Source organism: Xylophilus rhododendri, from assembly GCF_009906855.1.
Lineage (GTDB): Bacteria > Pseudomonadota > Gammaproteobacteria > Burkholderiales > Burkholderiaceae_C > Xylophilus > Xylophilus rhododendri.
Genome location: NZ_CP047650.1, coordinates 4,299,686 through 4,319,892 on the forward strand (window position 1 = coordinate 4,299,686; position 20,207 = coordinate 4,319,892).

17 protein-coding genes are annotated in these 20,207 nt (G+C 69.5%); 5 read left to right on the forward strand and 12 right to left on the reverse strand.

Features of this window, described 5'->3' with window-relative positions; translation table 11 throughout:
* The first annotated feature begins 36 nt into the window (after positions 1-36).
* On the forward strand, positions 37-822 hold the full coding sequence (locus GT347_RS19820; RefSeq protein ID WP_160553844.1) for a fumarylacetoacetate hydrolase family protein: 786 nt from the start codon (positions 37-39) through the stop codon (positions 820-822).
* A 1-nt stretch (position 823) separates the two neighbouring features.
* Here GT347_RS19820 and GT347_RS19825 read toward each other — a convergent pair whose 3' ends face one another.
* On the reverse strand, positions 824-2,068 hold the full coding sequence (locus tag GT347_RS19825) for a glycosyltransferase family 4 protein (RefSeq protein ID WP_160553845.1): 1,245 nt from the start codon (positions 2,066-2,068) through the stop codon (positions 824-826).
* Between the two features lie 151 nt (positions 2,069-2,219).
* On the opposite strand from GT347_RS19825, the gene GT347_RS19830 reads away from it, so the two are divergent.
* Positions 2,220-2,846 (forward strand): hypothetical protein, encoded by a 627-nt coding sequence (locus GT347_RS19830; protein ID WP_160553846.1) that lies wholly within the window; start codon positions 2,220-2,222, stop codon positions 2,844-2,846.
* A gap of 10 nt (positions 2,847-2,856) precedes the next feature.
* On the opposite strand, the gene GT347_RS19835 is transcribed toward GT347_RS19830, so the two are convergent.
* Positions 2,857-4,506, reverse strand: coding sequence for an aminotransferase class III-fold pyridoxal phosphate-dependent enzyme (locus tag GT347_RS19835; protein WP_160553847.1), 1,650 nt, complete (start codon positions 4,504-4,506; stop codon positions 2,857-2,859).
* A 60-nt stretch (positions 4,507-4,566) separates the two neighbouring features.
* Here GT347_RS19835 and asd point away from each other — a divergent pair, with 60 nt between their 5' ends.
* Positions 4,567-5,496 carry an archaetidylserine decarboxylase gene (gene asd, locus GT347_RS19840; RefSeq protein ID WP_160553848.1) on the forward strand — a complete coding sequence of 310 codons (930 nt, stop codon included), beginning with the start codon at positions 4,567-4,569 and terminating at the stop codon, positions 5,494-5,496.
* A complete protein-coding gene (locus tag GT347_RS19845; protein WP_160553849.1) occupies positions 5,480-6,652 on the forward strand; it encodes a glycosyltransferase family protein in 1,173 nt (390 codons plus the stop codon). The genes asd and GT347_RS19845 overlap by 17 nt, the downstream gene beginning before the upstream one ends.
* 15 nt (positions 6,653-6,667) lie before the next feature.
* On the opposite strand, the gene GT347_RS19850 is transcribed toward GT347_RS19845, so the two are convergent.
* The 10 genes from GT347_RS19850 to earP all read right to left on the reverse strand — a co-directional run bounded on the left by GT347_RS19850 (position 6,668) and on the right by earP (position 18,177).
* Positions 6,668-7,501, reverse strand: a complete 834-nt coding sequence (locus GT347_RS19850; protein ID WP_160553850.1) for a UDP-2,3-diacylglucosamine diphosphatase — start codon at positions 7,499-7,501, stop codon at positions 6,668-6,670.
* Positions 7,502-7,572: 71 nt separating this feature from the next.
* Positions 7,573-8,352, reverse strand: a complete 780-nt coding sequence (locus GT347_RS19855) for an SDR family oxidoreductase (RefSeq protein ID WP_160553851.1) — start codon at positions 8,350-8,352, stop codon at positions 7,573-7,575.
* Positions 8,353-8,358: 6 nt separating this feature from the next.
* Complete coding sequence (locus GT347_RS19860) at positions 8,359-9,807, reverse strand: NAD(P)-binding domain-containing protein (RefSeq protein WP_229722392.1); 1,449 nt, start codon at positions 9,805-9,807, stop codon at positions 8,359-8,361.
* A gap of 11 nt (positions 9,808-9,818) precedes the next feature.
* A complete protein-coding gene (locus GT347_RS19865; RefSeq protein WP_160553852.1) occupies positions 9,819-10,580 on the reverse strand; it encodes an SDR family oxidoreductase in 762 nt (253 codons plus the stop codon).
* Positions 10,577-11,563 (reverse strand): NAD-dependent epimerase/dehydratase family protein, encoded by a 987-nt coding sequence (locus GT347_RS19870; RefSeq protein ID WP_160553853.1) that lies wholly within the window; start codon positions 11,561-11,563, stop codon positions 10,577-10,579. The genes GT347_RS19865 and GT347_RS19870 overlap by 4 nt, the downstream gene beginning before the upstream one ends.
* The gene (locus GT347_RS19875) at positions 11,560-13,233 is read right to left on the reverse strand and encodes a dipeptide ABC transporter ATP-binding protein (protein ID WP_160553854.1); all 1,674 of its coding nucleotides are present in this window, start codon (positions 13,231-13,233) and stop codon (positions 11,560-11,562) included. Before GT347_RS19875 ends, GT347_RS19870 begins: the two co-directional genes overlap by 4 nt.
* Positions 13,230-14,078, reverse strand: coding sequence for an ABC transporter permease (locus tag GT347_RS19880; RefSeq protein WP_160553855.1), 849 nt, complete (start codon positions 14,076-14,078; stop codon positions 13,230-13,232). Before GT347_RS19880 ends, GT347_RS19875 begins: the two co-directional genes overlap by 4 nt.
* A 121-nt stretch (positions 14,079-14,199) precedes the next feature.
* Entirely contained in the window at positions 14,200-15,231 is a 1,032-nt protein-coding gene (locus tag GT347_RS19885; RefSeq protein WP_229722393.1) for an ABC transporter permease, read from the reverse strand.
* A gap of 4 nt (positions 15,232-15,235) precedes the next feature.
* On the reverse strand, positions 15,236-16,849 hold the full coding sequence (locus GT347_RS19890; RefSeq protein ID WP_160553856.1) for an ABC transporter substrate-binding protein: 1,614 nt from the start codon (positions 16,847-16,849) through the stop codon (positions 15,236-15,238).
* Between the two features lie 257 nt (positions 16,850-17,106).
* Positions 17,107-18,177 (reverse strand): elongation factor P maturation arginine rhamnosyltransferase EarP, encoded by a 1,071-nt coding sequence (gene earP, locus GT347_RS19895; RefSeq protein ID WP_160553857.1) that lies wholly within the window; start codon positions 18,175-18,177, stop codon positions 17,107-17,109.
* 46 nt (positions 18,178-18,223) lie between these two features.
* On the opposite strand from earP, the gene uvrC reads away from it, so the two are divergent.
* On the forward strand, positions 18,224-20,176 hold the full coding sequence (uvrC, locus tag GT347_RS19900; RefSeq protein ID WP_160553858.1) for an excinuclease ABC subunit UvrC: 1,953 nt from the start codon (positions 18,224-18,226) through the stop codon (positions 20,174-20,176).
* The last annotated feature ends 31 nt before the right edge of the window (positions 20,177-20,207 follow it).

Below are 20,207 nucleotides of genomic sequence, written 5' to 3' on the forward strand. Positions count from 1 at the left end.
TTGCCGGCGTTTTCCGATGTTTCGCAGGGTGTGAATTTGTCTTCCAACGTCAACGCAAAAATCGCCGCCGCTCTTGTCGAGGCGCGCCGCTCGGGCATTCCGGCCGACGACGGCATCTGGTCCCAGACGGCTTTGTCCCAGGTGACCCAGGACGATATCTACCAGATCCACGACCGCGTCGCGGCCGAACTGGGCTGGACGCAGGACCCCGCCGCGCCCAGCCACTGGAAGGGCGGCGGCCCGGGCCCCGGCTCGGTGGCCGCCTTCTCGCTGCTGCCCCCACCCTGGGTGCGGCCCGCGCCCGGCCCCTTCCGCGCGCAGGACTTCAAGCGCCTGGCCATCGAGATCGAAGTCGCCTTCCGCCTGGCCCGCGACGTGGAGGCGGTGGACCTGGCCTCGCGCAGCGCGCACGACCCGGCCGCCTTCCTCGACGCCATGGCCGTCTCCATCGAACTGGTGGATTTCCGCTGGGCCAACACCGACCAGGCACCGGCCGCGCTGCGCAACGCGGACCTGCAATCCAACGGCGCGCTGGTGGTCGGCGACTGGGTGCCCATGCGTTCGGTGGACTGGTCGCAGCAGGTCGCCACGCTGGAGATCGACGGCGCGCCGGCCGGCCGCTGGCAGGGCAGCCATGCCGCGGGCGATCCGCTGTGGTTCGCGCCGCAGTGGCTGGAGCATGCGGTGCAGCGCCATGGCCGCCTGGCCGAGGGCAGCGTGCTGACCACCGGCTCCTGGTGCGGCATGGTCTGGCTGCCGGGCCGCGCCGAGGTGAAGGCGGTGTTCGAAGGGATCGGCGAAGCGCGCCTGACCCTGGTCTGAATCAGGCGGCCGGCCGCGCCAGGCCGCCGAACTCGGCTTCGGCGCTGCGCTCGGCGGCGGTGATGACGCCGTGCAGCACGCCCTCGAAGCGGGCCAGCACGCCGTCCCAGCCCAGCGCCTGGGCGGTGGCGAAGGCGGCCCGGCCCAGGCGCTGGCGCTGCTCGGCATCGCCGGCCAGCAAACGCGAGGCGGCCACGAAGGCATCGACATCGCCCGCTGCAGCCAGCAGGCCGTTGTGGCCGCTGTGCACCAGCTGCGCGGCGGCGGCGTGGTCGAAGGCCACCAGCGGCAGGCCGCTGGCCATGGCCTCGGTGGTGACGTTGCCGAAGGTCTCGGTGAGGCTGGGGAACAGGAACAGGTCGACCGAGGCGTAGTGCGCCGCCAGGTCCTCGCCGCGCCGCTGGCCGGCGAAGAGGGCGTCCGGGCAGCGCGCCTGCAGCTCGGCGCGCATGGGGCCGTCGCCCACCAGCAGCAGGAGGGCGCGCGGCATGTCCCGCCTCAGGGCTTCGAAGGCGGTGAGCAGGGTGCCCAGGTTCTTTTCCTGCGCCAGCCGGCCGACATAGCCGACCAGCAGGTCCTGTTCGTTCAGCCCCCACGATTCACGCAGCGCGGCGCTGCGGCGCGAGGGATGGAAGAGCTCCGTATCGACCCCGCGGCTGACCACCGTCAGCTTCTGGAAGCCGTCGGCCTGCAGCTCGCGCCGCAGCGCATCGGTGGGCACCATGGTGCAGGCGCAGCGGTTATGGAACTTGCGCAGGTAACCCATGATGGGTTTGCGCAGCCAGCCCAGCCCGTAGTGGGTGCTGTAGGCGTGGAAATTGGTGCGGAAATCCGAGCACACCGGCAGCTTCAAATGCAGCGCGGCCTGCAGCGCCGACCAGCCCAGCGCGCCTTCGGTGGCGATGTGCACCACGTCCGGCCGGCGGCGCGACCACAGCTGCACCAGCGCGCGTTTGGAAGGCACACCCATGCGCAGGTCCGGGTAGCGCGGGATCGGCAGGCTGCGCAGCAGCACCTCGTCGTAGCGGGCCTGGCGCGCGGCGGCGTCGAGCCGGTCCTGGCGCGGGCGGATCAGCTGCACCTCGTGGTGGCGCGCATGCATGCCCTGCACGATGCGGGCGACGGTGGTGGCCACGCCGTTGACTTCGGGCGGATAGGTCTCGCTCACGAAGGCGATGCGCAGGCTGCGCTGCGCCGCGGGGAAGTGGTCGATGAGGAGGCCGTCGGATGCGAGGGCGTGGGGCATGGCCTGCATGCTGAACGGCTTGTGCAACAGATTGGTGACACCGCACTGCATGAACCGACACGCGGCCGTCACGGCTTTTTCATGCGTGCTGGCCATCATCCCGTCACGCCGGCCACGCCGGCCGGCGGCCCAACCATCACAGAGGTGCGCCGTGAAAGATTTCCTGCAGACCGTCGAGGTCCAGCGCTGGGACGACCATCGCTTCTATCACCACAGCCGGATCAACCAGAGCCTGCACTTCCTGAGTGCCGTCTGTTTCGTGATCGCCTACGGCATGCTTTTCGTAGAGCCCGCCTGGGCCGCGCTGCTGGCCTGGGGTGTGTCGATGACGACACGCCAGGCCGGCCATTTCTTCTTCGAGCCGCGCGGCTACGACCATGTCAACGACGCCAGCGATGCGCACAAGGAAGCCATCAAGGTGGGCTACAACATCCGCCGCAAGATCGTGCTGTTGGCGGTGTGGGCGGCCATTCCGGTGCTGCTGTGGCTGCAGCCCTCGGTCTTCGGCCTGATCGAGCCGTCCACCGACTTCATGGGCTATGCGCACGACCTGGGCATCGCCTGGCTGGCGCTGGGCGCGGGCGGGCTGGTGTTCCGGGTGCTGCAGCTGTGCTTCACCCAGAGCGTGATGACCGGCCTGGCCTGGGGCTACAAGATCATCACCGACCCCTTCCACGACATCAAGATGTACCACCGCGCGCCCCTGTGGCTGCTGCGTGGGCAGCTGATCGACCCGATGGACCATGTGTCGCATGCCACGCATGCGCGGCATGGCTGAGGCTTTTTCTTCAGAAGATCTCGCCGAGCATCTCGCGCAGCAACTTGCGGCGGATGCCGCGGTTGCTGGACTGCCCGTCCTGCCACCACCAGCCGTCCTCCTGCATGCGGGTGGCGGCGGCGACGAAACGCTGCAGCACGGCTTCGAAGTCTTCGTCGCGGTAGTTCAGGCTGAAGATCAGCCGGCCGGTGCCGACCCAGCTCAGGGCCAGGCCCTGCTCGCGCAGGTAGTACTGCAGCATCCAGTTGTAGCGCGAGGGGGCGGTGTAGAGCACGGTCCAGACGCTGGACATGTTCGCCACCTGCAGCGGCAGGCCGGCCGCCTGCATCGCCTGGTTGAAGCGCGTGGCGCGCGCGTCCCAGCGCTCGTCCAGGCCTTGGTAGACGGCCTGGATCTCCGGGCGCTGCAGCCGGTCGAGGAAGGCCTTCATCGCACCCATCACATAGGGGTGGGCGTTGAAGGTGCCGCGGGCGAAGCAGATGTCGGCCGGGCGGTTCTCGCGGTAGCGCTTCATCAGCGTGGCGCAGCCGCAGACCACGCCCACCGGCAGGCCGCCGCCCAGTGTCTTGCCGTAGGTGACCATGTCGGCCTGCACGCCGAAATATTCCTGCGCGCCGCCGGCCGCCAGCCGGAAACCCAGGAAGACCTCGTCGAAGATCAGCACGATGCCGCGCTCGGTGCACACGGCACGCAGGCGCTTCAACCAGTCGGTGTAGGCCGCGCGGTCGAAGCCGGCGCGGCGGCTGCTGTCGAGCAGGGCCGAGTCGCCCGGCGCGCCGATGTTGGGATGCAGGGCCTGCAGCGGATTGACCAGCACGCAGGCGATGTCGCGCCGGGTGCGCAGCACCTGCAGGCTGCGTTCGGACATGTCCTGCAGCGTGTAGGTCTCGCGCGGCGGCAGCGGGTTGCCGGGGCCGGGCTGCACGTCCTCCCACCAGCCGTGGTAGGCGCCGCAGAAGCGCACCAGGTGCTTGCGCCGGGTGTGATACCGGGCCAGGCGCACGGCCTGCATCACCGCCTCGGTGCCGGACATGTGGAAGGACACCTCGTCCAGGCCGGACAGGGCCTTGAGCCGCTCCACGTTCTCCAGCACGCAGGGGTGCAGCATGCCCAGCACGGGGCCGAGCGGCTGGGCGGTCCGGGCGCCTTCGGCGATGCACTCGCGGTAGAAGTCCACGCCGAAGACGTTGACGCCGTAGGAGCCGGTCAGGTCGTAGAAACGCTGGCCGTCTAGGTCTTCCACCATCACGCCGCTGGAAGCCGACACGAAGCTGCTGCTGGGCAGGTGCTGGCGCAGGTAGGGGCTGTACTGGAAGGGCACGCGGTAGCTGCCGGTGAACTGCAGGTCCGAGATGCCGGCGCGCGCCTCGCGTGTCATCGCGATGCTCTTCTTGTGGCGTTCGCCCAGCACGGCCGACAGCCGGCCCAGGCCCTGGCGGCGCAGCTGCTGCACATCGGCCGGTGCGTCGTCGGAGGCGAAGAAGCCCTGTTCGTCATAGGCATAGCCCGGAATCCAGCAGGCCAGGCGCTTGGCCATGCGCGAATGGCCGCCCAGCGAGCGGTGCTTGGCCTGCGACAGCTGCAGCCGCCGATGCGCGGCCGGCAGGGTCCAGGCCAGCGCGGCCAGGGCGACGGCGGAAAGCGCGAATGTTTCGTTCATGGATGCGGCTTTTTGAGAGTGGCATCCGACATGTACCAAAGCTGATTGACAGGCTCGTGAATGAAAGCTCTCCAGAAGATTCTTCAGCAGGAAGACCTCAACTTCCTGCTCACCAACCGGGTGCCCCGGCTGCTGCTGACCCGCTGGATGGGCTGGTTCAGCCAGATCCGCAATCCGCTGGTCTGCCGGGTGTCGATCGCGGTGTGGCGCGTGTTCGCCCAGCTCGACCTGAGCGATGCGAAGCGGCGGGACTTCGCCAGCCTGCACGAATGCTTCACCCGCGAACTGAAGCCCGGTGCCCGGCCGATCGTGCCGGACCCGGATGTGCTCAGCAGCCCCTGCGACGCCATCGTCGGCGCCTGCGGTGCGGTGGAGGGCCGGCAGGTCTTCCAGGCCAAGGGCTTTCCGTATGCGATGCAGGACCTGTTCGGTGCCAGCCAGGACAGCCGTGTCTTCGAGGACGGCGTCTTCATCACCCTGCGGCTGACGTCCAGCATGTACCACCGCTTCCACGCGCCGGCCGATTGCCGGGTCGATCATGTGACCTTCATCCACGGCGACACCTGGAACGTCAACCCCATCGCCCTGGCCCGGGTGGAGCGCCTCTTCTGCCGCAACGAACGCGCCGTGCTGCGCGCCCGCACCACCCGCGGCGGCCATCCCCTGGCCATCGTGCCGGTGGCCGCCATCCTGGTGGCCAGCCTGCGCCTGCATTTCACCGACCTGCTGCTGCACCAGCGCTACCGCGGGCCCAACGAGATCCCCTGCGACGCCGCCTTCACCAAGGGCCAGGAGATGGGCTGGTTCCAGCACGGCTCCACCATCATCGTGTTCGCGCCGCGCGGCTTCGAGCTGTGCGAGGGCATCGCGCCCGGCACCCAGGTCCGAATGGGCCAGGCCCTGCTGAAGATGCCCGTGTCCGCGGATGACAGTGTCATGGCCGGGTCATCCACGCAGGCAATGCTGGCCGTCCATGAGGCGCAAGCTTGAGCTGATCTATTTCGACGCCGGTGGCGGCCATCGCGCCGCCGCCCATGCCCTGCAGGAAGTCATCCGGCAGCAGCAGCGGCCCTGGGACCTGGAGCTGGTCAACCTCTTCGAGGTGCTGGACCCGCAAGGCATGTTCCGCAAGCTCACCGGCGCCGCGCCCGAGGCCTACTACAACCGCCGCCTGGCGCGCGGCTGGACGGTGGGGCTGGCCCAGGAGCTGCGGGTGCTGCAGGGGCTGATCCGGCTCTTCCACACCTCGCTGGTCACCCGCCTGCAGCGGCACTGGGACACGCATAGGCCGGACCTGGTCGTCTCGCTCATCCCCAACTTCAACCGGGCCCTGTTCGAGGCCGCGCAGAGCCGCCTGCCGGGCGTGCCCTATGTGACGGTGCTGACCGACATGGCCGACCATCCGCCGCATTTCTGGATCGAGCCGGGCCAGCGCCAGCACATCGTCTGCGGCACCGCGCGGGCGCTGGCCCAGGCGCGTGCGGCGGGCTATGAGGATGAACAACTCTCGCTGACCTCCGGCATGCTGCTGCGGCCCTCCTTCTACGCACCCCGCTTGGCCGACCGCAGCGCCGCCATGCTGGCGCTGGGGCTGGATCCGGCGCAACCCACCGGCATCGTGATGTTCGGCGGCCAGGGCTCCATGCAGATGCTGCGCATCGCCCGCGAGCTGGGCGACCGCCAGCTGATCCTGATGTGCGGCCACAACCAGGCCCTGGCCGAGCGCCTGCGGGCGCAGCCCTCGGAGGCGCCGCATGCGGTGGTCGGCTTCACCCAGGACGTGGCGCGCCATCTGCAGCTGGCCGACTACTTCATCGGCAAGCCCGGCCCCGGCAGCCTGAGCGAGGCGCTGCAGCAGGGCCTGCCGGTGATCACCCTCTCGGGCGCGGCGATCATGCCGCAGGAGCGCTACAACGTGGTGTGGCTGACACAGGCCGGCTTCGGCCTGGCGCTGCCCTCCTGGCGCGAAGTGGCGCGCGGCGTGGCCGAGATGGTGGATCACCTGCCGGTGTTCCAGGCCCGGGTGCGGCGCTACGACAACCGCGCGATCTTCGAGGTGCCCGAGATCTTCGCCGCGCTGATGGCGCATGCGCGCTCGCCGGCCGGCCCTGCCGAACGCTGGCTGGACGCGGCGCTGGTCGCCTGAAACGCCGCCGGACCTTCAGGCCGCGACCGAGATTTCTTCCTCGCTCTCCTGCTCGACCGGTGTGGCCTTGCGGCGCTTGACCTTGTGCTGCAGCCGCGCGCTGAAGTCCAGGATCTCCAGCCGGCCGTCCGCATGCTCGACCAGGGCGGTGAGGCTCTCCACCCAGTCGCCGTCGTTGCAGTAGAGGATGCCGTCGATCTCGCGCATCTCCGCATGGTGGATATGGCCGCAGACGACACCCTGCACGCCGCGCTTGCGGGCCTCGCGGGCGACGGCCACCTCGAAGTCGCCCACGTAGCTGACGGCGCGCTTGACCTTGAGTTTGAGGTAGCCCGACAGGCTCCAGTAGGGCAGGCCCATGCGGGCGCGCAGGCGGTTGAAGTGGCGGTTGACCTTGAGGGTGAACTCGTAGGCCGAGTCGCCCACATAGGCCAGCCACTTGGCGCATTGGATCACGCCGTCGAACAGGTCGCCGTGGGTGATCCAGAGCTTGCGGCCGTCGGCGGTGGTGTGGATGCAATCCTCCACCACATCGACGCCGCCGAAGTTGTGCGCCACGTAGTGCCGCGCGAATTCGTCGTGGTTGCCCGGCACGAAGACCACACGGGTGCCCTTGCGCGCCTTGCGCAGCAGCTTCTGCACCACGTCGTTGTGCGACTGCGGCCAGTACCAGGTGCGGCGCAGCTGCCAGCCGTCGATGATGTCGCCGACCAGGTAGAGCGTCTCGCACTCCACGTCGCGCAGGAAGTCCAGCAGCGCATGGGCCTGGCAGCCGGGCGTGCCCAAGTGCAGGTCGGAAATCCAGACGGTTCGCACCGTGATGGGGGCTTGGGCGTCGGTGTTTTCCATGCGGCGTTCCTCACAACAGCATGAGGCCGGATGGTGACCACGTCACATGACGGGGGCGTGAAGGCTGTTGCTCAGAAGGTACCCGGATAGTGGCCGCCATCCATCAGCAGGTTCTGGCCGGTGATGAAGCCGGCCTGCGCGCTGCACAGGTAGGCGCAGGCATCGCCGAACTCCTGGGTGGTGCCGAAGCGGCCGGCGGGGTTGGCGGCGCGGCGCTGGGCCAGCACCAGGTCCTCGGGCTTGCCGCTTTGTTTGGCCCATTGCCGGGCCGTCTCGCGCAGGCGGTCGGTCTCGAAGGGGCCGGGCAGCAGGTTGTTGATGGTGACGTTGCGCGCCACCGTCTGCCGCGCCAGGCCGGCGACGAAACCGGTCAGGCCCGAGCGGGCGCCGTTGGACAGGCCCAGGATGTCGATGGGCGCCTTCACCGCGCCCGAGGTGATGTTGACGATGCGGCCGAAGCCGCGCGCCATCATGCCGTCCACCGTGGCCTTGATCAGGGCGATGGGGGTGAGCATGTTGGCGTCCAGCGCGGCGATCCAGTGCTCGCGCTCCCAGTCGCGGAAGTCGCCGGGCTTGGGGCCGCCGGCATTGGTGACCAGGATGTCGGGCGCCGGGCAGGCGGCGAGCGCCGCGGCGCGGCCTTCGGGTGTGGTGATGTCGGCGGCGACGGTGTCGACCGTGGCGCCGGTCGTGGCGCGGATGTCGGCGGCTGCCGCCTCCAGCGCCTCGGCGCCGCGCGCCACCAGGGTCACGGCCACGCCTTCGCGGGCCAGGGAGATGGCGCAGCCCAGGCCCAGGCCCTTGCTGGCGCCGCAGACGAGGGCGCTGCGGCCGGAGAGTCCGAGGTCCATGTCTGCCTATCCTTTGTGTTTCACGGGGATGACGGCCTGCGGCACGTCGTAGGCCCGGAACGAAGCCCAGTACTGGTCCAGGTCTTCCTCGAACAGGCCGCGGGTGAGGCCGGACACCAGCTTGGGCACGGCGGTGGTCATGGCGTTGATGGAGGAGCCGGAGGCGCCGAAACTCATGGTCGAGCCGATGGCGTAGAGGTGCACGTTGCGCAGCCAGGGCGTGCGGCCCGGCTGCTTCTCGGCGAAGGACCAGTCCTGGTTCAGGTAGGGGTAGGTCGCCAGGCGGGCGTCGGCCTCCTCGGCCGGCGGGGTGTAGCGGTCGGCCCAGGTGGCGATGTTGTCGGCGCAGGCGGCCAGCTCGGGCTTGCTGTGGAAGTCGTTCTCGATGCCGGTGGCGCTGATCACGAAGTCGGCTTGCAGCGGGCCCTGGTTGGTTTCCAGCACGACCCGGCCGGTGGCCGGATCGAGGCGGCTGGACAGCACCTGGCAGCCCGAACGCAGCTCGAAGTTCTCGTGCACCGCGCAGCGGTCGTAGGTGGGCTGGGGAAAGCCTTCGCGCATGGCCAGCACATGGCGCATGAAACGCCAGCGCCAGGCGTCTTCCAGGTCCGAGAGGTGGCGCAGGAAGCCGCGGAAGGTCAGCCAGCGGTAGGGCTGCACCACCTGCGGATCGAGCCGGCGGCACAGCAGCTGCACTTCGGCCGCGCCGGCTTCCAGGGCGGTGGCGGCGTTGTCGAAGGCCGAGGCGCCGGCGCCGATCACCACGACGGTCTTGCCCTTCAAGGCCGCGAAGTCGACTGGCTGTGACGAGTTCACGCAGTGGGTCTGCGGCAACGCAGCCAGGCTGTCCGGCACCGACCAGCGGCCCACGCCCTCCTGCCCGGTGGCCAGCACCACCTTGCGGGCGTAGAGCGTGCGGCGGCCGGTGGCGCTGGACTCCACCTCGGCCGCCAGCAGCGTGCTGCCTTCGACCGGGCCGAGGCGCAGCAGCCGGCAGCCGTTCTCCACCGGCACGCCGGTGACGCGGCGCACCCACAGCAGGTATTCGGCCCACTGCTGGCGCGGCAGCTGGAAGAGCGCCTCCCAGGCGGCTTCGCCGAAACGCGCGCTGTACCAGGACTGCACCGTCAGGCTGGGGATGTCCAGGTCCGGGCCGGTGTAGTCCTTGGGATTGCGCAGCGTGTGCATGCGGGCGTAGTTGTTCCAGGGCCCTTCCAGGCCGGCGGGGGCGGCGTCGATGGCCAGGATGTTGTCCACTCGCGAGCGCAGCAGGCCGAAGGCGGTGGCGCTGCCGCCCTGGCCGGCGCCGACGATCAGCACGTCGAGGGCGGGTTGGCCGTCCGGGCCTATATGCGGCTCCAGCCAGGGGGCCGAGGGATGGGCGATGCTGGCCAGTTCGCGGGCGATGCGCGCCTCGAGTTCGGCCAGGGGGGAGGGCAGGGCGACGTCGTTCATGAGGCTTAGTCTCAGGCGGCGAGCCAGCCGCCGTCCACCACCATCGTCGTGCCGGTGGTGAAGCTGGAGGCGCTGCTGGCCAGGTGCAGCACCGATTGCGCCACTTCCTGCGCCTGGCCGAGCCGGCCCATGGCGTGGCGGGCCTCGGAGGCGGCACGGGCGGCGGCGGGGTCGTCCTTGCGGGCGAAGCTGCGCGAGAGCATGGGGGTCTCGATGGCGCCGGGGGCGATGGCGTTCACCCGGATCTTGTCGGCCGCATAGTCCAGCGCCAGGGTGCGGGTCAGGCTGAGGATGGCGCCCTTGGCCGCGATATAGGCGCTGTTGCCGCGCCCGCCGGCCAGCGCCAGCTGCGAGCCGAAGGTGACGATGGAGCCGCCGCCCTGGGCCTGCATGGCCGGGATCACCGCGCGGGCCCAGAGCCAGGTGCCGCCCACGTTGGCCTGGAAGACCGCGTTCCAGTCCTCCGGCGCCGTGGTGAGCACCGTGCCGCCGACGGAATAGCCCGCCGCGCACACCAGCACGTCGATGCGGCCCCAGCGGGCCAGCACCGCGGCGGCATCGGCATCGGCCGTGCCCGGCTGGCCCACGTCGGAGCCAAAGGCGATCGCTTCGCCGCCCGCGGCGCGCACCTGCATGGCGGTGGCTTCGGCCGCTGCGAGGTCGCGGTCGATCAGCGCGACCTTCGCGCCCTCCTGCGCCAGCAGCATGGCGCTGGCCTGGCCGATGCCGGATGCGCCGCCGGTGATCACGGCGACCTGTCGTTCGAGTCTCAAGACGATTCCTTCTGAGGGGTAGGGGTGCGGCACCAGGCTTCGAGGTGGGCCGCCGAATCGGCCAGGCCGAAGGCGGCCGACCAGCCGAGTTCCTGCTGCAGGCGATGGGTGGAAAGCGGCGCGCGGTCGGCTTCGGAATGCAGGGCGATGGTCGGGCTTTCCTGCGGGCCCGCGAGCCGGCATTCGAAGCCGGGCCGCAGGGCGGCCAGGGCCTGGCCCCAGGCCAGCGCCGACCAGCATGCAGGCGAACTCACGTTGTAGACCGCATGGCGCAGCAGCGGCGCCTGCATCACGGCCGACACGGCATGCGCCACGTCGGGCGCATAGACCCAGTCGCGCACGCCGGGCCGGCCGAGCAGGGCGGGTGTGCCCAGCCGCGCGGCCTCGGTGATCTGGAAGGGCGCGCTGGTGGTGTCGCGCACGCCGGTGGCGCGTTCCCAGGGGCCGAAGACGGCGCTCAGGCGCAGGCTCACGAAATCCAGCGACCACAGCTGCGCCAGGCGCTGCCCGATCAGCTCGGAGCCCTGCTTGGTGATGCCGTAGAGGCCGCTGGGCTGCAGCGGCGTCTCTTCATCGACCCGCTCCACGCCGAAGGCGGCGCTGCCGTAGGCGGCGGCCGAACTAAGGTTGACGACTCGCCGCACCCCGGCATCGCGCGCCGCGCGCAGGATGGCCGGGAGCGCCATCAGGTTGACCTGCAGGATGGTTTCCGGCTCCCGGGCCTCGCGCGCCGCGTCGGCGGTGATGACGGCGCCGAGCACCACGCCGTCCACGTCGGGCCGCAGCACGGCGGCGATGGCGGCGGGGTCGGTCACATCGCCGGACACGGTTTCGAGCCGGCCCGGCAGCGCGGCGAAGGCGCTGCGGGCCGCATCGGGGATGGCGATGCGGTCGAACAACACGACTTCATCGCCCTGTGCCAGCAGCCGCTCGGCGATGTTGAGTCCGACGAAACCCGCGCCGCCGAAGACCAGTGTCCTCATGCCGGCACCGGCTCGATCGCCACCGGCGTGCCGTGCGGCTCGAAGTGCGGGATCGCGGCCAGCAGGGCGCGGGTGTATTCGGTCTTCGGCGCGCTGAACAGCTCGCTGCTCAAGCCTTCCTCCACCACCTCGCCGTTGCGCAGCACGATGGTCCGCTCGCACATCATGCGCACCACGTTCAGGTCGTGGCTGACGAAGAGGAAGGCCAGGTCTTCCTCGCGCCGCAGCCGGTCGAGCAGCTGCAGGATCACGGCCTGCACCGACACGTCGAGCGCGGCGGTGGGTTCGTCCAGCACCAGCAGGCGCGGCTTGCAGGCGATGGCGCGGGCGATGCCGATGCGGGCCTTCTGGCCGCCGGAGAGCTGGTGCGGGAAGCGGTCCAGCAGTTCCAGCGGCAGGCCGACCCGCTGGGCGCAATCGCGCACCGCCTGGTCCAGCGCGGCGCCCGATTTCATGCCCATCAAACGCCGCAGCGGATGGGCGATGCAGTCGAAGGCCGAGAAGCGCGGGTTCAGGCTGTCGTGCGGGTCCTGGAACACGATCTGGATGTCGCGCCGCAGGGGCGACTTGTGGAAGTCGCGCGCGGCGATGCCGCCCACCGACTGGCCGTCGAAAAGGATCTCGCCGGAGCTGGCGTCGATCAGCCGGCACAGCAGGCGCGACAGGGTGCTCTTGCCCGAGCCCGATTCGCCCACCAGCCCCAGGCTCTCGCCGCGCGCCAGGCGGAAACTCACCTGCTTGACCGCCGCGATGCCGCCCGGATAGAGCTTGGAGACCTGCTGCACTTCCAGCAGCGGCGGCGTGCCGGCGGGCAGCTCCGCCTTGGCGGTTTCCACCGGTTGGTAGCTGCCGTCGGCTACCAGGTCGGCGATGGTCGAGGTCAGCGTCGGCGAGGCGGCGACCAGGCGTTTGGTATAGGGATGTTCCGGCGCGCGGAAGAGCTTCGAGGGCGCCGCGTCCTCCACCACCTGGCCGCGCTCCATCACCACCACGCGGCTGCAGTAGCGCGCGGCCAGGCCGAGGTCGTGGGTGATCAGGATGGTGGCCATGCCGCGTTGGGCGGTGATGGCGGCCAGCAGGTCCATCACCGTCTTCTGGGTGGTCACGTCCAGGCCGGTGGTGGGTTCGTCGGCGATCAGCAGGTCGGGTTCGCTGGCAATCGCCATGGCGATCATCACCCGCTGGCACATGCCGCCGGACAACTCGTGCGGATAGGCGTCGAGCCGCTTTTCCGGCTCGCGGATCATCACGTCCTGCAGCAGGCCCAGCGCACGCGCTCGGGCCTCGGCGGGCGTGAGCCGGCTGTGCACCTTCAGCGCATCGGCGATCTGCAGGCCGACCGTGCGGATCGGGTTCAGGGCCGCGCGCGGGTTCTGGAAGATCATCGAGATCGCCGCGCCGTGCGTGCTGCGCAGCGTCTTCCAGCTGGCCTGGGTGATGTCCTGGCCGCGGTAGCGGATGCTGCCGCCGACGATGCGGCCGGCGGCCTCCAGCAGATGGGTGACGGCAAACGCGGTGACAGACTTGCCGGAGCCGCTCTCGCCGACGATGCCCAGCGTCTGGCCCACGTCCAGCGACAGGCTCACGCCGCGCACGGCTTCCACCATGCCGCGCCGGGTGGAGAAGCTGACACGCAGGCCTTCGATATCGAGCAGACGGTCGCCGCTCATGTGCGCATCCTCGGATCCAGGATGTCGCGCAGCCCGTCGCCCAGCAGGTTGAAGAACAGCACCGCGATCATCAGCGCGAAGCCCGGGCAGGCCACCAGCCACCAGTTGCCGGTGGAGATGAACTTGGCGCCCTCGGCCACCATGATTCCCCACTCCGGCGTGGGCTGCTGCACCCCCAGGCCGATGAAGGACAGGCCGGCCGCGTTCAGCACCGCCCAGCCCAGGTTGAGCGAGATCTGCACCGCCATCGCCGGCAGGATGTTGGGCAGCAGGAAACGCAGCACGACGGACAGGTGCGAGTCGCCGCAGGCGCGTGCCGATTCCACCCAGCCGGCGTTGCGCCGCACGTTCACCTCGGCACGCGCGAAGCGGATGTAGAAGGGCAGATTGATGAAGGCGGTGGCGATGACGATGTTCTCCACCCGGTTGCCGAGCGCGGCCACCATGGCCATGGCCAGCACGAAGAGCGGGAAGGCCATCAGCACGTCGACGAGGCGGCCGACGACGCGGTCTAGCCGGCCGCCGACATAGCCGCAGATGCTGCCGACCACCGCGCCCACCACGAAGGAGAGGCTGACGGCCGACGCGGCGATCATCAGGTCCAGCCCGGCGGCCACGACCGTGCGGCTGAGCACGTCGCGGCCGAGCTGGTCGGTGCCGGCCCAGTGCGCGGCGCTGGGTGCCTGCAGGGCGATGGCCACGTCCGATGCCGTGGGGTTGTAGGGCACGATCCAGGGACCGGCGACGGCCAGCACGCAGAGGATGGCGACACCCACGGCCGCCACGGCGGTCAGCGGGTTGCCGCGCAGCACCCAGCCAACGTGATTAAGGGTGGATGAGCTCATGAATTCGACTCTTTCGGGGAATGCCGCGGGGCCGGCTTTGCCGGACCGCTGGCATTGCCCCCTCGAAGGGGGGTGGCGAAGCGACACGAAGTGCGCGTAGCCTGGGGGTGGACCAATTCCTTCATTCGATGGAAATCCGGGGGTCGGAGATGCTGTACAAGATGTCGACCACGAGGTTGACCAAGACGAAGATGGACGCCATCAGCAGCACGAAGCCCTGCACCGGCGCGTAGTCCGAGGCCAGCAGCGCATCGAGCGCATAGGAGGCCACGCCCGGCCAGGAGAAGACCTTCTCCACCAGCACGTTGGCGCCCAGCATGGTGGAGAACACGATGCCCAAAATGGTCAGCACCGGCAGCACCGCGTTGCGCAGCGCATAGGTGACGACGATGCGCCAGGCCGGCAGGCCGATGGAGCGGGCGGTGCGCACGAAGTCGCTGCCCAGCGCGGCCAGCATCGAGGCACGTGTGATGCGGGCGATGGGCGCCAGCACGAACAGCGCCATGGTGAAGGCCGGCAGCATCAGTTGCTTGAAGGCGGCCCACCAGCCGGCGCCGTCGCCGACGAGCGCGAAGTCGATCAGCAGGAAGCCGGTGACGTGGGGCGGTGCGCTGGTGAACACATCGAGCCGGCCGGTCGGGTCCGGCGCAATGCCCAGCATGTAATAGAAGACATAGACCAGCAGCAGGCCCGAGACGAAGGTCGGCACACACACGCCGACGACGCAGAAGAGGCGCACCGCATGGTCGATGAAGCTGCCGGCTTTCAGCGCCGCCCAGATGCCCAAGGGCACGGCGGCCAGCAGGGCGATGAGCAGGGCGCTGAAGGTCAGCTCCAGCGAGGCGGGCAGGCGTTGCTGGATATCCGCCGTCACCTGCTGGCCGGTGGTGAGCGAGCGGCCCAGCTTGCCGGTGCCCACGTCGCGCAGGTAGAGCAGCAGCTGCTCGGGCACCGGTTTGTCCAGCCCCATCTGCTTGCGCACCATCTCGATTTCTTCCTTGCCGGAACTGCCCCCGTTGGCGAAGAACACCGCCGGATCGCCCGGCAGCACCCGCATCAACAGGAAGGTGAAGACCAGCACGCCGAAGAGCGCGGGCAGGGAGGAAACGAAGCGCCGGCCGGTGCGGCGCAGGGTGGTGGCAAGCAGGCTCACGGGTTTACTTGCGGGCGACGTCGCGGAAGTCCACCTGGCGATGGAATTGATAGACGTAGCCGTCGAGCGACGGAACCATCACTGCATCCTGGCTGGCCTGCCAGATCGGGATCTGCGGCATCAGCTCGAAGGCCATGGCGTTCAGCTGCTTGGCATAGGCCGCGTACTTGGCCGGGTCGGCTTCGAAGCGGGCCTTCTCGGCGATCTCCACCAGCTTGGGATCGTTGAGCGAGCTGTAGTTCCAGCGCTGGTTGCCGGTGTAGAAGTTGCGGTAGAAGTAGTCGTTGCTCGGCAGCCAGGCGACGATGTTCTCGGTGAAGAAGGGCGCCTTCTTCTCGTTGATCAGCGTGGACATCTGGGCATCGGGCAGCTTCTGGATGTCGACCTTGATGCCGATCTTGGCCAGCGATTCCTTGATCAGCGCGGCCATGGGCTCGGCCACGTTGGCCTGGCCGAGGTTGAAGCTGAAAGTCGTCTCGAAGCCGTTGGGCATGCCGGCCTCGGCCAGCAGCGCCTTGGCCTTGGCCAGGTCGAGCTTGACCGGCTGGGCGATGGGGAAGTCGGCGCTGGGCGGGCCGTCCTTCCAGGTGGCGTTGAACAGGGGCTTGCCGCGGCCGAAGAGCGCGGCCTTGAACATGTCGTCGTAGGGCAGGGCATAGGCGATGGCCTGGCGCACCTTGACGTTGTCGAAGGGCTTCATCTGCGTGTTGAAGGAGATGAAGCTCACCGCGTTGTACTGCGGCGTGGAGATCACCTTGACCTTGCCCTTGGTGGCCAGCGATGCGGCGTCGTTGGCCTGCAGGTCGATGGCCAGGTCGGCATCGCCGCGCTCGACCAGGTTGGCGCGGGTGGCGGCCTCGGGGATGGTCTGGGCGATGACCCGCTTGAAGGCGGCGGGCTTGCCGTCGGCGCTGCGGTTCCAGGCCTCGTTGCGCTTGAGCACCAGCTGCTCGCCGGGCTTGAAGCTCTCCACGCTGTAGGCGCCGCTGCCGGCGGTGTGTTCCTTCAGCCAGGCCTGGGCCCAGGGGTCGTCCGGCGTGGCGTGCGACTTGGCGACTTTGGAGTTGATGATGATCGGATAGACGGTGGCCAGGTTGGGCAGGGCCAGGCGGTCGGGCTTGGGCAGGGTGACTTCGATGGTGGCGGGGTCGATCACCTTGAACTGGTCGGCGCTGGTCATGGAGCCGGTCAGCAACTGGGCGGCGCCGAGCTGCTTGGCGGTGACGGCGCGGTCCAGCGACCACTTCACATCGTCGGCGGTGACGGGGGTGCCGTCCTGGAATTTCGCGTCCTTGCGCAGGGTGAAGGTGATCTTCAGGCCGTCGGGGCTGACCACCCAGCGCTCGGCCAGCTCGCCGCGGATCTTGTCGAGGTCGAACACCCAGTTGTCGCCCTGCTTCTTCTTGCCGAAGGACACCAGCCGGTCGTAGGTGCTCATGCCGACGGTGAAGGCCTCGCGGGTGGTGCCGAGCATGGTCGGGTCCAGCGTGTTGACGGTGCCGCCGGTGACGAAACGCATGGTCTCGGCGCGGGTCTGCGCACTGGCCGGAGCGCTGCACAAAGCGGCCGCGATGGCGATGGCACAGGCCTGGAAGAGGGGGAGTCGTTGGGTCTTCATGGTTTCTCTCGGAAGGCTCTGGAGTCCTGGGTTGGAGGGCATTCTTGATGTCGGCGAGGCGGGCTGTCGTGTTCCTTTTTCGCCTGTGCCCTTAACCTGCCGTTAAACCCTGACGGGCGATGGCCCATGCGAGTGCGCGTGCGCACCAACAAGGCGCCGCAAGCGGGCGAAGGCGGTGCGTGAAAAGGAATCCGTCAGCCGACCTGGAACGCAAGGACCATGCCGCGCGCCGGACGGCATGGGCCGGCCCCCGGCGCTCAGCGCGCGGCGGCGATGGTGGCGACGAAGGCGCGCAGTTGGGTTAGCAGATCGGGCTGCTGTTGCAGGGCATCGTGTGCCGCGTGCAGGGCGTGGCGCCATTCGGCCAGGGCCGTGCCGTCGGGCGCTTGCGGCGGCTCGGCGGAGATGTCGTTCCAGGCGAGCATGAACCGGCGCAGCGATGGCGGTGCCGCGATGCGGTCCAGGAAGGCGCCCAGCTTGTCGTGGTGGGCGTCGTCGTCCTGCGGATAGATCTGCCAGGCCAGGGGCGCGCCGGCCCAGAGGGCGCGGACCAGGGAGTCCTCGCCGCGTACCAGATTGAGGTCGCAGGACCAGAGCAGTTCGTCGAAGGCGGTCTGCGGCAGGGGCGGCAGGTAGTCGATGCGCAGCGCGCCGGTGTGCGGGGGCAGGGCGGCGCGCACGGCCTGGGTCGCGCGGCCGGGGGTGACCAGCAGGCGGGTGGGCTGCTCTGCCGAGGCCCATTGCGCCAGCAGCGCGGCCAGGCCTTTCGGTTCGTAGCAGAACAGCGAGACCAGGCGCTCGCCCTGCCAGGCGATGCCCCGGGCGGCCAGCCAGGCGGCGCGGTCGAAGGCCTGCAGGCGCCGGGCCAGGTCGTCCTCCCGCAGCAGGCCGCCGGTGGCGGGCGTGAAGCCGGGGTAGAAGAAATGCTTGGTCAGGCCGGCGCCCGGGCCGTTGAAGACGGGGGAGGGCAGGCGGTGCATGCGCTCCACATAACTTTCGGCGGACAGGTATTCGAGGTTGATCCAGGGGCGCGGGCCGGTGCCGGCGGCGAAGTGGGCGACCAGGGCGGGCTCCGGATCGCAGCCGAAGGCCTCGACCAGCACATCGGGCGGCGGCGCCAGCACGGCGGCCTGGACGGCCGCAGGATCCGACCAGTCGACCACCGTCACGCCCGCCACCCCGCCCGGCGCCATCCAGGCCAGCGCGGCGCCGTCGTCCACCCAGAGCCGGGCCTCGTCACCGGCCCGCGCCAGCTGCGCGGCCAGGCGCCAGCAGACGCCCAGATCGCCATGGTTGTCGATGACCTTGCAGAAGATGTCCCAGCGCATGCCCGTCCTTTGAAGCGGCCGATTGTCCCGCGCGACAATAGCCGGCATGTCAGACGTGCATTCCGAAGAACTCCTCGCGCAGGTCGCGGCCCTGCCGATGCTGCCGGGGGTGTACCGCTATTTCGATGCCGAGGGCGCGCTGCTCTACGTCGGCAAGGCGCGCAATCTCAAGCGGCGGGTGGCCAACTATTTCCAGAAGAGCCATGGCGCCACCCGCATCGGGCACATGATCGCCCGCATCGCGCGCATGGAAACGACGGTGGTGCGCTCGGAAGCCGAGGCGCTGCTGCTCGAGAACAACCTGATCAAGACGCAGAACCCGCGCTACAACATCGTCTTTCGCGACGACAAGAGCTATCCCTACCTGAAGATCACCGGCCAGCCCGATGCGCGCGGTGCAGCCGGCGTGCCGCATGCCCAGCAGTTCCCGCGCATGGCCTATTACCGCGGCGCGGTGGAGAAGCGCCACCGCTATTTCGGGCCCTTCCCCAGCGCCTGGGCGGTGAAGGAATCGATCCAGCTGATCCAGAAGGTGTTCCGCCTGCGCACCTGCGAGGACACCGTCTTCAACAACCGCACCCGGCCCTGCCTGCTCTACCAGATCAAGCGCTGCTCCGGCCCCTGCGTGAACCTGGTCTCGCCCGAGGCCTACGGCCTGGACGTGGCCCATGCCGAGCGTTTCCTGCGCGGCGAGACGCAGGAGGTGGTCGAGACTCTGAACCAGCGCATGATGGCCCACGCCGAGCGCCTCGAATTCGAGCAGGCGGCCGACCTGCGCAACCAGGCCTCGGCGCTGTCCAAGGTGATGCACCAGCAGACCATCGAGACGGCCTCGGACAAGGACGTGGACATCATCGCGGTGAAGGTGCAGGGCGGCAAAGCCTGCGTGAACCTGGCCATGGTGCGTGGCGGCCGGCACCTGGGCGACCGGGCCTACTTCCCGGTGCATGTGGAGGATGCGGCCGCCATCGGCTCCGGCGCGATGGAAGAGGAGACCGAGGCGCCGGTTCCGGTGGAGCAGCAGGTGCTGGAAGCCTTCGTCGCCCAGCACTACACCGGGGTGGCCGTGCCCTCGGCGCTGGTGGTGGGCACGCCGGTGGCGGCCGAGCTGGTGGAGGCGCTGTCGGCCTCGATCGGTTCGCGCATCTCGGCGGTGCACAACCCGCGCGGCCAGCGCCGCATCTGGCTGGAGATGGCGCAGACCGGCGCCGACCTGCAGCTGGCCCGGCTGCTGGCCGAGGAAGGCTCGCAGCAGGCGCGCACCCGGGCGCTGGTCGATGCACTCGACCTGGCGATCGAGGACCTGGACCAGCTGCGCATCGAATGCTTCGACATCTCGCACACGGCCGGCGAGGCCACGCAGGCCTCCTGCGTGGTGTTCCAGCAGCACAAGATGATGAATGCCGAGTACCGGCGCTACAACATCGAGGGCATCACCGGCGGCGACGACTATGCCGCCATGCGCCAGGTGCTGACGCGGCGCTACGGCAAGCTGGCCGAGGCCGCCAAGGTTTCGGCCGACCCCGACCAGCCCAGCACCGGCACGGCGCGCATGCCCGACCTGGTGCTGGTCGACGGCGGCAAGGGCCAGGTCTCGATGGCGCGCGAGGTGTTCGAATCGCTGGGGCTGGACCTGGCGCTGATCGTCGGCGTGGAAAAGGGCGAGGGCCGCAAGGTGGGGCTGGAGGAACTGGTGTTCGCCGACGGCCGGGAGAAGGTCTATCTGGGCCGCGATTCGGCGGCGCTGATGCTGGTGGCGCAGATCCGCGACGAGGCCCACCGCTTCGCCATCACCGGCATGCGCGCCAAGCGCGCCAAGGTGCGCACGGGCGGCAGCCGGCTGGAGGACATCGCCGGCGTCGGCCCCAAGAAACGCGCGCGGCTGCTGCAGCATTTCGGCGGCGTGCGGGGCGTGGCGGCGGCGGGGGTGGAGGACATCATGCGGGTCGACGGCATCTCGCGCGAGCTGGCCGAGGACATCTACCGGGCGCTGCATTAGCAGCCGCTTTGCCGCCAGGTACCGAGCGACG